Source organism: Streptomyces sp. NPDC088124, assembly GCF_040685895.1.
Taxonomy (GTDB): Bacteria; Actinomycetota; Actinomycetes; order Streptomycetales; family Streptomycetaceae; genus Streptomyces.
In genome coordinates, this window is record NZ_JBFBJB010000005.1 from 1 (window position 1) to 12,882 (window position 12,882).

At 71.7% G+C, this 12,882-nt stretch carries 13 protein-coding genes and 1 pseudogene; 3 read left to right on the plus strand and 11 right to left on the minus strand.

Features of this window, described 5'->3' with window-relative positions:
• Nucleotides 1-181: 181 nt before the first annotated feature.
• From AB0P17_RS05130 to afsQ1, 5 genes and pseudogenes are all read right to left on the minus strand, one after another.
• Entirely contained in the window at nt 182-388 is a 207-nt protein-coding gene (locus AB0P17_RS05130) for a PspC domain-containing protein (RefSeq protein WP_365807708.1), read from the minus strand.
• Nucleotides 389-721: 333 nt separating this feature from the next.
• Nucleotides 722-1,132, minus strand: a pseudogene (locus tag AB0P17_RS05135) (VanZ family protein); the annotation flags it as partial.
• Nucleotides 1,133-1,279: 147 nt separating this feature from the next.
• Nucleotides 1,280-1,990, minus strand: a complete 711-nt coding sequence (locus AB0P17_RS05140; protein WP_365807710.1) for a hypothetical protein — start codon at nt 1,988-1,990, stop codon at nt 1,280-1,282.
• Complete coding sequence (locus tag AB0P17_RS05145) at nt 1,987-3,471, minus strand: HAMP domain-containing sensor histidine kinase (protein ID WP_365808090.1); 1,485 nt, start codon at nt 3,469-3,471, stop codon at nt 1,987-1,989. The genes AB0P17_RS05140 and AB0P17_RS05145 overlap by 4 nt, the downstream gene beginning before the upstream one ends.
• A 284-nt stretch (nt 3,472-3,755) precedes the next feature.
• The gene (afsQ1, locus tag AB0P17_RS05150) at nt 3,756-4,433 is read right to left on the minus strand and encodes a two-component system response regulator AfsQ1 (RefSeq protein WP_173476453.1); all 678 of its coding nucleotides are present in this window, start codon (nt 4,431-4,433) and stop codon (nt 3,756-3,758) included.
• A 159-nt stretch (nt 4,434-4,592) separates the two neighbouring features.
• Here afsQ1 and AB0P17_RS05155 point away from each other — a divergent pair, with 159 nt between their 5' ends.
• Nucleotides 4,593-5,354: a SigE family RNA polymerase sigma factor gene (locus AB0P17_RS05155; RefSeq protein ID WP_365807712.1), complete on the plus strand. Its 762-nt coding sequence runs from the start codon at nt 4,593-4,595 to the stop codon at nt 5,352-5,354.
• Between the two features lie 250 nt (nt 5,355-5,604).
• On the opposite strand, the gene AB0P17_RS05160 is transcribed toward AB0P17_RS05155, so the two are convergent.
• On the minus strand, nt 5,605-6,318 hold the full coding sequence (locus AB0P17_RS05160) for an ATP-binding protein (RefSeq protein ID WP_365807714.1): 714 nt from the start codon (nt 6,316-6,318) through the stop codon (nt 5,605-5,607).
• A 196-nt stretch (nt 6,319-6,514) separates the two neighbouring features.
• Between AB0P17_RS05160 and AB0P17_RS05165 the strand changes: the two genes are divergently transcribed.
• On the plus strand, nt 6,515-6,937 hold the full coding sequence (locus AB0P17_RS05165; RefSeq protein WP_365807715.1) for a hypothetical protein: 423 nt from the start codon (nt 6,515-6,517) through the stop codon (nt 6,935-6,937).
• Nucleotides 6,938-7,013: 76 nt separating this feature from the next.
• Here AB0P17_RS05165 and AB0P17_RS05170 read toward each other — a convergent pair whose 3' ends face one another.
• Genes AB0P17_RS05170 through deoC form a run of 3 tightly spaced genes read right to left on the minus strand, consistent with a single transcriptional unit; the run spans nt 7,014 to nt 10,333 of the window.
• Nucleotides 7,014-7,931, minus strand: a complete 918-nt coding sequence (locus AB0P17_RS05170) for an aldehyde dehydrogenase family protein (RefSeq protein ID WP_365807717.1) — start codon at nt 7,929-7,931, stop codon at nt 7,014-7,016.
• Nucleotides 7,924-9,378 (minus strand): aldehyde dehydrogenase family protein, encoded by a 1,455-nt coding sequence (locus tag AB0P17_RS05175; protein ID WP_365807718.1) that lies wholly within the window; start codon nt 9,376-9,378, stop codon nt 7,924-7,926. Before AB0P17_RS05175 ends, AB0P17_RS05170 begins: the two co-directional genes overlap by 8 nt.
• A 7-nt stretch (nt 9,379-9,385) precedes the next feature.
• Nucleotides 9,386-10,333: a deoxyribose-phosphate aldolase gene (deoC, locus tag AB0P17_RS05180; protein WP_365808091.1), complete on the minus strand. Its 948-nt coding sequence runs from the start codon at nt 10,331-10,333 to the stop codon at nt 9,386-9,388.
• Nucleotides 10,334-10,471: 138 nt separating this feature from the next.
• Between deoC and AB0P17_RS05185 the strand changes: the two genes are divergently transcribed.
• Nucleotides 10,472-11,245 (plus strand): PH domain-containing protein, encoded by a 774-nt coding sequence (locus tag AB0P17_RS05185; protein WP_365807719.1) that lies wholly within the window; start codon nt 10,472-10,474, stop codon nt 11,243-11,245.
• Nucleotides 11,246-11,318: 73 nt separating this feature from the next.
• Here AB0P17_RS05185 and AB0P17_RS05190 read toward each other — a convergent pair whose 3' ends face one another.
• The gene (locus tag AB0P17_RS05190) at nt 11,319-11,978 is read right to left on the minus strand and encodes a nucleoside/nucleotide kinase family protein (RefSeq protein ID WP_365807721.1); all 660 of its coding nucleotides are present in this window, start codon (nt 11,976-11,978) and stop codon (nt 11,319-11,321) included.
• On the minus strand, nt 11,975-12,859 hold the full coding sequence (locus AB0P17_RS05195) for a sugar phosphate isomerase/epimerase family protein (RefSeq protein ID WP_365807723.1): 885 nt from the start codon (nt 12,857-12,859) through the stop codon (nt 11,975-11,977). The genes AB0P17_RS05190 and AB0P17_RS05195 overlap by 4 nt, the downstream gene beginning before the upstream one ends.
• Nucleotides 12,860-12,882: the final 23 nt, after the last annotated feature.

Here is a 12,882-nt window from a genome sequence, read left to right on the forward strand (position 1 = left end):
ACAGCGCGGCCAGCCAGAGCATGCGCAGGGAGCCCGCCACATGGCGGGCTCGTGCGATACCGAATGGTGGCCGAGCCGTGATCATGTGGTGATCCGGGGTACGCGGCCCCACCGTCGTGTGTGCGTGCGCCCGTACCGGCATCTACGGCGTTACGGACGCACGCACGGCTTAGCGCGCCGCCTACCAGGCCGTGGAGGCCGAGGCCGACTTCTCGCCCGGCAGCAGCACCCAGAGCGCCAGGTACAGCAGGAACTGGGGGCCGGGCAGCAGGCACGAGAGCAGGAATATGACCCGCATCGTGTTGGCGGAGGTGCCGAAGCGCCGTGCCAGCGCCGCGCACACCCCGCCGAGCATGCGTCCCTCGCGGGGGCGGACCAGACCGGCCATGGTGGGCTCCTTCACGAGACCATCGGGGGAGCGCTTCTTGTCCGTGCTCCCGATGACTCCATGGTGCTCCGCCGGAAGGGATGAAACGTCGCTCTACGGGGCGATCCCGACCCTGGGAATCGTCGGGGTAGCCCCCTGAGGGGTCTCATCCCGTGCGACGGTCTCCGCGCGGTCCTTCGTCCCCCGCAGGGGCGTCTCGGCGCCGATGGCCTTCCGCCCGGCGGTACGGGGCATCGTCGGTCCGCGACGTACCGTACGGAAGAGGTTCTCCCGCCGGTCCTGTCCGCCGCGTCCCTCCCGCCCCTCCCGCCGCTCCCGCCGTGCCTCCCGCTCCCGGCGGAGCCTGGCCCGGCCCGCGGGCACCACCAGGAGATGCGCGAGCGCCACCCCGACGGTGTTGAGCAGCAGGGAATCCACGTCGACGACGCGTCCCGGCACCACGGTCTGCGCCATCTCGATCCCGAGGGAGAGCAGCGCCCCCGCCGTGACCGTACGGGTCAGGGAAGCCCAGAAGGAAACGGCGATCCGGCCGTCCACCACGGGCAGCAGCACCCCGACCGGGGCGAGCAGCAGCAGCCCCTCACCGATCCGGCGGGCCGCCTCCAGCGGACCGAGGGCCAGATCGGCCCTGATCCCGGCGAACGGCGTCAGATTGGCCGCGTTCACCCACATGACGTCGAGGGGGCGGAGCGTCACCCACCCCACCAGCGACAGATGTATGAGGAGGAGAACGAGCCCCGCCATACGGAAGCGGAAGACGGCGTTGCCGCCCGGACCTTGACGCACGCCCTCAAAGACGCGGTACGCCGGGACATCGGTTCCGGATGTGCGGGAGCAACGCGTGCATGAGACCGGCATCACCCGCCGGCCGCGGCGGCGCGGTCCGTGGGTTCAGGGGGCGGTGCCCGTGCTCGGTGCCAGGGTCGGCAGGTCGGCGTCCGGGTGGCGCCTGGTGTCCTGGTCGCAGCCGTACGTACGCGTCGCGTAGCTGCCGGGACCGCCGAGCACGACCCGGCCGTCCGTGGCCACGCCCTCCGCGAACGTGCAGACGATCTGGGCGAGCGCCGCCGCCGGCAGGTCCTCCGGCTGGCGGCTGAGCCGCAGCGCCCCGGCCGGGTCGCCGGCGTGCGCGGCCGAGACGACCAGCGGTCCCCTTACGGAGGTGGTGAAACCGGCCTCGCGCTCGGCGGCGGACGGCTCCGCCTGCAACTCGTCCAGCAGCGCCTGCGCGGCCCCGAGCCGGTCGCCGGCCGATCCGCCCGCCGGGATCCCGGCCGCGCGCTCGACCGACGCGAGGCCGGAGGCGCACACCAGATAGACCCGGACCGGAATCCCGGACTCCGACTGGGTGATGACGTCCTTCCCGGCGACCTCGCACGGCATCCGCGACGGCGCGGGCCCGGCGTCCACCGGCACGGAAGTGGTCCTGATCCCGCAGCCGGCGGCGAGCGCGACGAGCGCCACGACACCGGCGAGGCGCCCGGCCGTACGGACGGCGAGCGGTGCCCGTACGGCCGGCCGCACGCGTACGGGTACCGGCCGTCCCCGCACGGGCACCCGCGTACGGACGGCTATCGGGCCGGTCCTGTTCCAGCGCCTCACGGTCTCTCGTCCGCCTCTCCCGGCTCCGTGTCCCCGCCCCCGGGGCCGCTGTCCGGTCCCAACGCGCCGTCGCGCGGCAGCCGCAGCACGAACATCGCGCCGCCGTCCGGCACGTTCACCGCCGTGATGTCCCCGCCGTGGATGTGCGCGTTCTCCATCGCGATCGACAGCCCGAGCCCGCTGCCCTCCGAACGCGGCCGGGAGGCGCTCGCCTTGTAGAAGCGGTCGAAGACGTGCGGCAGTACGTCCTCGGGGATACCGGGGCCGTGGTCCCGTACCGAGATCACCAGCTCGTCGCCCTCGGTCCGCACCGCCACCCGTACCGGCGAACCACCGTGCTTGAGCGCGTTGCCGATCAGATTCGCCAGGATCACGTCGAGCCGGCGCGGGTCGAGCCGGGCCACGATGCCGCGCGCGGCGTCCAGTTCCACCGCGTCCAGCCAGGCGCGCGCGTCGATGCACGCCGTGACCTGGTCGGCCACGTCGACGTCGTCCAGGACCAGACGGGCCGTACCCGCGTCGAAGCGGGTGACCTCCATCAGGTTCTCGACCAGCACATTGAGCCGCCGCGTCTCACTCACCACGAGCGTCACCGCGGGCGCGATCATCGGGTCGAGGCTGTCGGCCTCCTCCTCCAGGACCTCCGTGACGGCGGTGAGCGCGGTGAGCGGGGTACGCAGCTCGTGCGACATGTCGGCGACGAAGCGGCGGCTCGACTCCTCCCGCGCGCTCATGTCCGCGACCTTCTTCTGCAGGGACTCCGCGGCGTTGTTGAACGTACGCGACAGATCGGCCAGTTCGTCCGACCCCGACACCCGCAGCCGCGTCCCGAACTTGCCCTCGCCCAGCTGCCGCGCCGCCTCACCGAGCCGCTGCACCGGCTTGAGCACGGTCGTCGCGGCGGCCTGCGCGAGCAGCGCCGAGCCGATCAGCGCGAGCGTCGTGGCGATCCCCAGCGACCAGGCCAGCGAGTTGAGATCCGCCCGTTCCTGGTCGAGGGACTTGAACAGATAACCGGTGGGCCCCCCGCCGATGATCCGGGTGCCCCCCACCAGATACGGCGTGCCGCCGCGCTCGGTGCGCTGCCAGAACACGTGGTACGGGTACTTGTTGGACGCCGTGACCTTCTGCCGGTCGTTCACCGCGTCCTTGAGCGACTTCGGCACATCGTCCATGGTGAACATGTCGGGGTCGGAGGCGCCGACGATCGGCTTCCCCTTGTCCCGCGCGGCGATCAGCACCACGCTGTAACCGGCGTTGTCGCCCGCCATGCGCTCGGCGGTGTTCTGCAGATCGCTCTGCCGCGGCCACAGCGGGAGTTCGGCGGCGCGGCTCTGCATCTCCTGCTGGAAGTCGTTGAGCGCCGAGTCCTGGGTACGGGTCAGCACCGCCTGGCGGTTGAGCCAGTACGCGATCCCCGACGCGGAGACGGCAGCGGTCAGTGCGACGGCACCGAAGACGATGACGAGCCGCAGCCGCAGACTGGTCCACCGGAGCCCGGCGAGGAACGCCTTCCTGGCCCGGCCGTCCTTGCCACCGGCGCCGCCGCCCTTGCCGTCCTCGGCGCCGCGACGCGGCGGGACGTACGGGTCGACGGGCTGGTCCGCGCAGGTCCGGTCCGTACACCCGGCTTCCGCACGCGCCTCTTCCGTACGCGAATCTTCCGTCCGCGCGGCTTCCGCACGCGCGGGACCGTCCTCGCCGGAGGCGCTGTTCTTCGGCGGCGGGCCGGCGTCCGGCGGGCCGTTCCCCTTGGGTACGTCACTCACGAAGGCGCGTCCAGCCTGTAGCCCACCCCGCGGACCGTACGGATCAGCGTCGGCGAGGACGGTACGTCCTCCACCTTCGCGCGCAGCCGCTGCACGCACGCGTCCACCAGCCGCGAGTCACCGAGATAGTCGTGCTCCCACACCAGCCGCAGCAACTGCTGCCGCGACAGCGCCTGACCGGGCCGCCGGCTCAGCTCCAGCAGCAGCCGCAGTTCGGTCGGCGTGAGCTGAAGGTCCTCGCCGTTCTTGGTGACGGTCATCGCGGAACGGTCGATCACCAGGCTGCCGAACGTCGCGGAATCCGTGGACTCCCGCTCGCCGCGCCGCAGTACCGCGCGGATCCGGGCGTCCAGCACCCGGCCCTGCACCGGTTTCACCACATAGTCGTCCGCGCCCGACTCCAGCCCGACCACCACGTCGATGTCGTCACTGCGGGCGGTCAGCAGGATGATCGGCAACTGGTCGGTACGGCGGATGCGGCGGCAGACCTCGAATCCGTCGATCCCGGGCAGCATCACGTCCAGCACGATCAGATCCGGCCGCTGCTCGCGGAGCAGTTTCAGGCCGTCCTCACCCGTCGCCGCGGTGGCCACCCGGTGGCCCTGGCGTGACAGGGAGAGTTCGAGGGCCGTGCGGATGGCGTCGTCGTCCTCGATCAGCAGCAGAAAAGGCACGGAGGTCATTCTGTCCCATGGGGGACCGGAGTTCGACCGTTGCGTGCCACAGGCCCCTGTGACACGGCTGTGACAGTCGGCGGACAGGTCCATGAAACTGCCCCGGCAAGCTCATTGCCACACGGAACGAAGCAGACTCCAACCGACGGGGGGCGCGGGATGAACGCACTGCACGGAACGACCTCAAGCGCAGTGGTCACGCGTCTTCACGACGTCAGCAGGAGCAACGAGAAGTCCGGCGCCGTGAACGGGCGGGGGTGCGTTCGCGGCGCCGGGCGTCAGCACAAGCCGTCGTACATGACGGTGGTTGACGCGCCCCAGGCGGGCAGCGGAGGAGTCGCGTACAGGGAGGCCACGGGGGCCACGGGGGAGCGGAAGGTTCCGGCGGGGACGGGGGACGCCGAAGCGGCGTTCACCGCCTACGTCCAGGAGCGCCGCGCCTCCCTGTACGCGACGGCCTACCACCTGACCGGGGACCGGTTCGAGGCCGAAGACCTGCTGCAGAGCGCGCTGTTCTCCACGTACCGCGCCTGGGACAGGATCAGCGACAAGGCGGCGGTCGGGGGCTACCTCCGCCGCACCATGACCAATCTGCACATCAGCGCCTGGCGCAGGCGCAAGCTCAACGAGTACCCGACGGAGGAGCTGCCGGAGACGGCGGGCGACACGGACGCGATGCGCGGCACGGAGCTGCGCGCCGTGCTCTGGCAGGCGCTCGCCCGGCTGCCCGAACTCCAGCGGACGATGCTCGTCCTGCGCTACTACGAGGGCCGCACCGATCCGGAGATCGCGGACATCCTCGACATCAGTGTCGGCACGGTGAAGTCGAGCATCTGGCGGTCGCTCCGCCGGCTGCGTGAGGACGAGGTCCTCAGCTTCGGCCGTGACGAGGAAGAGTCCTTCGGCGAACTGGTCGCCTGAGGGCAGTGGGGGGAAGCACGGGGGATGCGGGGGGACCGTCGTTTCGGGGGAGACGGCGGTAGCGGGGGGGAAATCCGGGGGATTCGGGGGGAGAACCCGGAGGAACAAGGGGAAATCACGGGGGATACGGGGGATATGGGGGGAGCGTAAAAGCCGCGGGGGAACTGCGGCGCTCTGGGGGAGCACGAAAAAGGAAGCGGGACCGTACGGGCTGGGGGGCCGGTACGGCCCCGCTTTCGTGTGCCCCGCGTCAGGTGGGGTTGCCGGTACGGCCCGCCGCGGAGGTGGACTCCGCCGCGCGCCCGGCGTCGCGTTCGCCGCGTGGCGTGAGACGCGGAGTGAGACTTGGCGTGAGACGCTCCCCGGCGGCCGAGGCGGCGATCCGGCCCAGCGCCTCCCTCTTGTCGCACGGATGCGCGCCCAGCGCCGCCTGCCGGCTGACGATCGCGCGCTCGGCCCGCATCAGCCGCCAGCCGCGCCGCAGCAGGAACGGCACCGACTTCCGCCCCTCGCGCAGATCGCGCGCGAGCCGTCGCCGGAACGTCGTCGAGGGACGGCCCCGCAGACAGAGCGCGTCGGCCATGACCCCCAACTCCCGGCAGCGCGCGACGATGTCCGCGGCGAAGATGCCCTCCGCGAGGAAGAGCGGGGCGCGCCCGATCTCCATCGCCTCCGCGTCCACCCGCGAACTCGTCGCGATGGAGTAGACGGGAACGGCCGTACGGCCCGTACGGCACAGCTCGACGATCGCCGCGACCGCCGCGTCCGCGTCCCAGGACCGTACGGAGTCCCAGTCGATGTCCGCACTGCCGGGCACCAGGGGCAGCGTCGGGTCGTCGCCCTCTTTGTAGAAGTCGTCGAGGCGCAGTACGGGCAGCCCCGTACGGGCGGCGAGAGACGACTTTCCGGAGCCGGACGGCCCCGCGAGCAGCACGACTCGGGCCGGAAGGGTGGGAGAGGTCACGGGACACCAGTGTGCGGCATCCGTCCGCGCGGTGAACCCCTGGGGGCGATCAGGCGAGTTCCAGCGGTCGATTTGGCGGGTTATTGGCATCGCGCCCACCGTCTCGACTACGCTGAGTGCTCGCACGGTCACGTAAACCGTACGTCGCTCGTCACCATCGACCCGGCTTGAACGCCCCGGCCAGGCAGGACATCCCATGGCACGTCACGCACTTCCTCCCACCCGGCGCCGCACCCTGCTGCGGGCCGGCCTGACCCTCTCGGTGGCGGGCGCGGCCCTCGGCCTGGGCGGCGCGGCGGCCCACGCGGCCCCGGCGCCCGCGCCCGCCTCCTCGTCCGACACGGAGACGCAGATCGCCGAATCGGGAAAGGCGGCGGGCCAGGCCCTCACCGGCGCACTCGGCTACGCGGCGGCGGGCGCCCTGAACCCGGTCACGTCCCTCAAGCTCAACCCCCTGGCCGGCACGGGCGTGGACCCGCTGGACAACGCGCTGGGCACCCAGGTGGCCGACTTCAAGCCGGTCTCGACGGCCGTGCTCACCGACCCGCTGACCAAGGGAAGCGGATCGCTCAAGGACATGCCGCTGGTGGGGCAGGTGGTGGGGCTGCTGCCGCGGTGAGCCGGGTCACGGGGGCGCATTGGAGAAGCCCTGCTTTCCCACGGACGAGGGAAAACAGGGCTTCCGCGTGGACGGTTCAGTACGCCGAGCCCGACGCGCCCAGGCTGCCCGTCGGGTGCCAGACCGTCTTCGTCTCCAGGAAGGCCGTCAGCCGGTGCGTGCCCGGGGCGGCCGTCCAGTCCGCGGTGTCCGTGGCGCCGGGGCGCCGTACGCGCTTGAGGTTGTCCGCCGCGGCGATCTCCAGCTCCTTGGCGAGCGCCTCGTCCGCGCCGGTCAGGTCGATCCCGTTGACGTCCTGGTGCGCGGCGAGCGGTGGAGCGATCTCCGCCGCCCGGCCCGAGAGGATGTTGACCACCCCGCCCGGCACGTCGGACGTGGCCAGCACCTCGCCCAGCGAGAGCGCGGGCAGCGGGGACGTCTCGCTCGCCACGACGACCGCCGTGTTGCCCGTCGCGATGACCGGTGCGATCACCGAGACCAGCCCCAGGAACGACGACTCGCGCGGGGCCAGGACCGCGACGACACCGCTCGGCTCGGGCGTGGAGAGGTTGAAGAAGGGTCCCGCGACCGGGTTCGCCCCGCCCGCGATCTGAGCGATCTTGTCCGTCCACCCCGCGTACCAGACCCAGCGGTCGACCGCCGCGTCCACCACGGCCGCCGCCTTCGGCTTCGACAGGCCCTCGGCCTCCGCCACCTCCCGTACGAACTGCTCCCGGCGGCCCTCCAGCATCTCGGCGACGCGGTAGAGGACCTGGCCCCGGTTGTACGCCGTCGCGCCCGACCAGCCGCCGAACGCCTTGCGGGCCGCGACGACCGCGTCCCGGGCGTCCTTGCGGGAGGACAGCGGGGCGTTGGCCAGCCAGCCGCCCTTTGTGTCGGTCACTTCGTACACCCGACCGCTCTCGCTCCGGGGGAACTTGCCCCCTACGTACAGCTTGTAGGTCTTGAAGACGTTGAGACGGCCGGTGCCGGCGCCGGTGGATTCCTTAGACATCGAGGTACGCCTCCAGGCCGTGGCGACCGCCCTCGCGGCCGTAACCCGACTCCTTGTAGCCGCCGAAGGGCGAGGTCGGGTCGAACTTGTTGAACGTGTTGGCCCAGACGACACCCGCCCGGAGCTTGCTCGCGACCGCGAGGATCCGCGAGCCCTTCTCCGTCCAGATGCCCGCCGACAGGCCGTACTGCGTGTTGTTGGCCTTGGCCACGGCCTCGTCGGGCGTACGGAACGTCAGCACCGACAGCACCGGGCCGAAGATCTCGTCCCGCGCGATGGTGTGCGCCTGTGTGACGTTGGTGAAGAGCGTCGGCGCGAACCAGTAGCCGGCGGACGGCAGTTCGCACGCGGGCGACCAGCGCTCCGCGCCCTCCGCCTCGCCGGTCTCGGCCAGCGCCCGGATCCGGGCGAGCTGCTCGGCGGAGTTGATCGCGCCGAGATCGGTGTTCTTGTCCAGCGGGTCGCCCACGCGCAGGGTGGACAGCCGGCGCTTCAGCGCGTCCAGCACCTCGTCGTGGACGGACTCCTGGACGAGCAGCCGCGAGCCCGCGCAGCAGACCTGCCCCTGGTTGAAGAAGATGCCCGTGACGATGCCCTCGACGGCCTGGTCGACCGGGGCGTCGTCGAAGACGATGTTCGCGCCCTTGCCGCCCAGTTCGAGCGTGGCCCTCTTCCCCGTACCGGCGATCTGACGGGCGATGGCCTTGCCGACGGCGGTCGAACCGGTGAACGCGACCTTGTCGATGCCCGGGTGCCCGACGAGCGCCGCGCCCGTCGTGCCGTCGCCGGTGACGATGTTGACGACGCCCTTGGGGAGCCCCGCCTGGCGGCAGATGTCCGCGAAGAAGAGCGCGGAGAGAGGGGTCGTCTCGGCGGGCTTCAGCACCACGGTGTTACCGGTGGCGAGCGCCGGGGCGATCTTCCACGCGAGCATGAGGAGCGGAAAGTTCCAGGGGATGACCTGCCCGGCGACCCCGAGCGGCCGCGGGTCGGCTCCGTAGCCGGCGTGGTCGAGCTTGTCGGCCCAGCCCGCGTAGTAGAAGAAGTGCGCGGCGACCAGCGGGAGGTCCGCGTCGCGGGTCTCCTTGATCGGCTTGCCGTTGTCGAGGGTCTCCAGCACGGCCAGTTCGCGCGAGCGCTCCTGGATGATCCGCGCGATACGGAAGAGGTACTTGGCGCGCTCGGCGCCGGGCAGGGCGGACCACTTCTCGAACGCCTTGCGGGCGGCCTTCACGGCCCGGTCGACGTCGTCGGCACCGGCCTGGGCGACCTCGGAGAGGACCTCCTCGGTGGACGGGCTGACGGTCTTGAAGACCTTGCCGTCGGCCGCCTCGCCGAACTCGCCGTCGATGAAGAGCCCGTAGGAGGGCGCGATGTCGACGACCGAGCGGGACTCGGGGGCGGGCGCGTACGTGAACGGGTTCTCGGGTGTGCTCTGTGATGCCATCTCTGCCTCAGTCCACCGTGACGTAATCGGGGCCGGAGTACCGGCCGGTGCTGAGCTTCTGACGCTGCATCAGCAGGTCGTTCAGCAGGCTGGAAGCGCCGAAGCGGAACCAGTGGTTGTCCAGCCAGTCCGCGCCCACGGTCTCGTTGACCAGCACCAGGAACTTGACCGCGTCCTTCGTGGAGCGGATGCCGCCCGCGGGCTTCACCCCGACCTGCGTGCCGGTCGCCGCGCGGAAGTCGCGCACGGCCTCCAGCATCAGGAGGGTGTTGGCGGGGGTGGCGTTGACCCCGACCTTGCCGGTCGACGTCTTGATGAAGTCCGCGCCCGCGAGCATGCCGAGCCAGGAGGCGCGGCGGATGTTGTCATACGTGGACAGCTCGCCGGTCTCGAAGATCACCTTGAGCCGGGCGGTGCCCGCCGCTTCCTTGACGGCGCGGATCTCCTCGTACACCTTCAGGAAGTGCCCCGCGAGGAACGCGCCGCGATCGATGACCATGTCGATCTCGTCGGCGCCCGCGGCCACGGCGTCGCGCGTGTCGGCGAGCTTCACGCCGAGCGCGGCGCGGCCGGCCGGGAAGGCGGTGGCGACGGAGGCGACCTTCACCCCGGAGCCGGCGAGCGCGGCGACCGCGGTCTCCGCCATGTCCGGGTAGACGCAGACGGCGGCCGTCGCGGGGGTCGTACGGTCGGTCGGATCGGGCCGTACGGCCTTGGCGGCGAGCGCCCGGACCTTGCCCGGGGTGTCCGCGCCTTCGAGCGTCGTCAGGTCGATCATGGAGATCGCCAGGTCGATGGCGTACGCCTTGGCCGTGGTCTTGATCGAACGCGTGCCGAGCGCCGCGGCGCGGGCCTCCAGGCCGACGGCGTCGACGCCGGGCAGCCCGTGGAGGAAGCGGCGCAGTGTGCTGTCGGACGCGGTCACGTCAGCGAATGCGGGGGTGATGGTGGGCATGGTCACCAGATGAGCATATCTACGCGCGTAGCGACCTGTACAGGGGGTGTGAGGTTCTCGCGGCGGGCTGTTCCCGAGCTGTGACCCGTGCGGGGACGGCTGCCGCCACTGCCGGAGGCGTACGGCAGAATCGAAGGTATGACGAGCCCTGCCCCCGACCACGACTCCTCCGCGTCCGGCCCCGGCGCCGAGTCCGGGTCCGAGCCTGCGACCGGCTCCGGCTCCGGCGCCGAGTCCGCGACCGGCCCCGGCGCCGAGTCCGGCTCCGGAGCCGGGTCCGCGTCCGGCCCCGAGGCCGCCGAGCCCGGCTACGCCGACCGGGTCTTCCGGTCGGGGGGCGGGATCGTGGGCGGCGGCCTGCTGCTCGCGATCGTCCTGTGGATCGGCGTCGACGCGCTCGTGCGGGGCACGGGCCGCACCCCGTGGCTGGCGCTCGCCGGGATGCTCTGCGTCGTACCGCTGATCGTCGCGTTCAGCCTGCGCCCGGCGGTCTTCGCGGGCGCGGACCGGCTCCGGATCAGGAACCCGTTCCGGACGATCGTCCTCCCGTGGGGGGCGATCACGGACATACGGGCCTCGTACTCGTGCGAGGCGTTCACGCGGGACAGCGGGAAGTTCCAGCTCTGGGCGGTCCCGGTCTCCCTCCGCCAGCGCAAGCGCGCCGCCCGTCAGCAGACCCGCAGAGCGGGCGACGACCCGCACGGCAGGACCTCGGTCCACGCCGACGTCACGGACTCCCAGGCCAGGATGGCCACGGCGGACCGCACCACCGCCGACCTCCGGGACCTGGCGGAGCGCTCCGCCTCCCGTGCCACCGCCCAGGGCGACCCGGTGGTCCGCTGGGCCTACGAGGTCATCGCCCCGTCACTCGCGGGCCTGGTGGTGCTGGTGGTGCTGCTGTCGCTGGGGTGACGGGGACGATGAGACACGGGTACGGGACGGGTGACACCGCTTCCGGGGCAGGCGGATGCCCGGTCGTCCCGGACTACCGGGGCGAGAGCACCAGATCGGCTCGCGCACGGGTGGCGGCGATCAGTTCCGCGTTGTGCTGGTCAGGACCCAGCGCCCAGGAGACCGCCTCATCATGTGCCTTGCCGAATCGCTCGTGCCGGGCGACCAGCCGGTGGATGCGCTCCTCCTCGGCCGGCGCGCAGAACCAGACCTCGTCCAGCCGGGGCCGGACCCGCGCCCAGTCGCCCTCGTCGACCAGCAGGTAATTGCCTTCGGTGACGATCAGGCGGGCGCTGCGCGGCACGGGCAGGGCGCCGGCGATCGGCTGTTCCAGTTCGCGTTCGAAGCCGGGGACGTAGATCACCTCGTCCTCGTCCTCGCGAAGCCGGCGCAGCAGCGCCGCGTAGCCGGCCGCGTCGAAGGTGTCGGGCGCGCCCTTGCGGCCGAGGCGGCCGAGGCGGCCGAGTTCGGTGTCGGCGAGGTGGAAGCCGTCCATCGGGACATGCGCCACCCAGGGGCCGTTCGCGCCCGCCGGAGGCGCGGCCAGCAGCCGGGCGACCAGCTGCTCGGCGAGCGTGGTCTTGCCGGCCCCCGGGCTGCCGGTGATCCCGAGCAGCGCCCGTCGGCCGGGGCGGACCAGTGCGCGGGCCCGTTCCGCCAGTCCGTCGAGACCGGGGAAGTCCTCGACGGTCATCGGCGCGGACCCGCGGCGGAGAGCTGGTGGGTGATGAAGCCGTGCGCGTGCCGGGCGAGGTCCTCCGCGTCGGTCCACAGATTGCGCCAGACGGCCAGGTCGTTGGAGAGGCCTTCGGCGGCCACGGCGGACGAGAAGGACTCGAAGGTGATGGGGCCCCGGTACCCGATGTCGGCCAGCGCGTGGAAGAAGGCGGTGAAGTCCAGGTGCCCGGAGCCCAGGTAGCCGCGGTGGTTCTCGCCGATGTGCACGTACCCGAGCCGGTCGCCCACCTCGCGTACCGGGCGGACGAGGTCGTCCTCCTCGATGTTCATGTGATAGGTGTCCAGGTGGATCAGCACATTGTCCTCGCCGATGTCGTCGGCGAGAACCAGCGCGTCGTGCGCGGTGTTGATGACATTGGTCTCGTAGCGGTTGCATATCTCAAGGCCCAGCGTCATGCCCAGGCCCTTGGCCTCCTGGGCGAGCCGGCGCAGCACCGCGACGACATTGCGGCGGCCGGCGTCGCTGAGCGGCTGCCCGTACTTGCCGAGCGCGCTGTACAGAGCACCGGTGAAGTGCGTACCGCCCAGGGCGTGTGTGACCGCGAGCGAGTCACGCAGCAGTTGTTCGCCGCGCTCGACGGTGGCGGTGTCCGCGCTGGAGACATCGGCGTCGAAGGCGAGTCCGCGTGAGCAGGCCACCGCGATCCCGGCGGCCTCCAGCTGCTGCCTGGCGGCGGGCACGTCGAGGTTGACGGAGTCGTGCAGCGAAAGCTCCAGCAGGTCGAAGCCGGTGGCCCTGGTCATCTCGACGGCGTGGGCCAGCGAGGCGGGCGAGGTGTCGCCCGCCCAGACCAGGGCGTGTACGCCGATGGGGTTGCCGAGGGGGGTGCTGGTCATCAGGGGTGTCCTTGTCCGTGGGT

Excerpts from the sequence above, each read along its gene's own strand:
- AB0P17_RS05130 (WP_365807708.1), bottom strand. The coding sequence starts at position 388 with ATGGCCGGTCTGGTCCGCCCCCGCGAGGGACGCATGCTCGGCGGGGTG.
- AB0P17_RS05155 (WP_365807712.1), top strand. The coding sequence starts at position 4,593 with ATGAACGCACTGCACGGAACGACCTCAAGCGCAGTGGTCACGCGTCTT.
- AB0P17_RS05165 (WP_365807715.1), top strand. The coding sequence starts at position 6,515 with ATGGCACGTCACGCACTTCCTCCCACCCGGCGCCGCACCCTGCTGCGG.
- AB0P17_RS05170 (WP_365807717.1), bottom strand. The coding sequence starts at position 7,931 with ATGTCTAAGGAATCCACCGGCGCCGGCACCGGCCGTCTCAACGTCTTC.
- AB0P17_RS05175 (WP_365807718.1), bottom strand. The coding sequence starts at position 9,378 with ATGGCATCACAGAGCACACCCGAGAACCCGTTCACGTACGCGCCCGCC.
- deoC (WP_365808091.1), bottom strand. The coding sequence starts at position 10,333 with ATGCCCACCATCACCCCCGCATTCGCTGACGTGACCGCGTCCGACAGC.
- AB0P17_RS05185 (WP_365807719.1), top strand. The coding sequence starts at position 10,472 with ATGACGAGCCCTGCCCCCGACCACGACTCCTCCGCGTCCGGCCCCGGC.
- AB0P17_RS05190 (WP_365807721.1), bottom strand. The coding sequence starts at position 11,978 with ATGACCGTCGAGGACTTCCCCGGTCTCGACGGACTGGCGGAACGGGCC.
- AB0P17_RS05195 (WP_365807723.1), bottom strand. The coding sequence starts at position 12,859 with ATGACCAGCACCCCCCTCGGCAACCCCATCGGCGTACACGCCCTGGTC.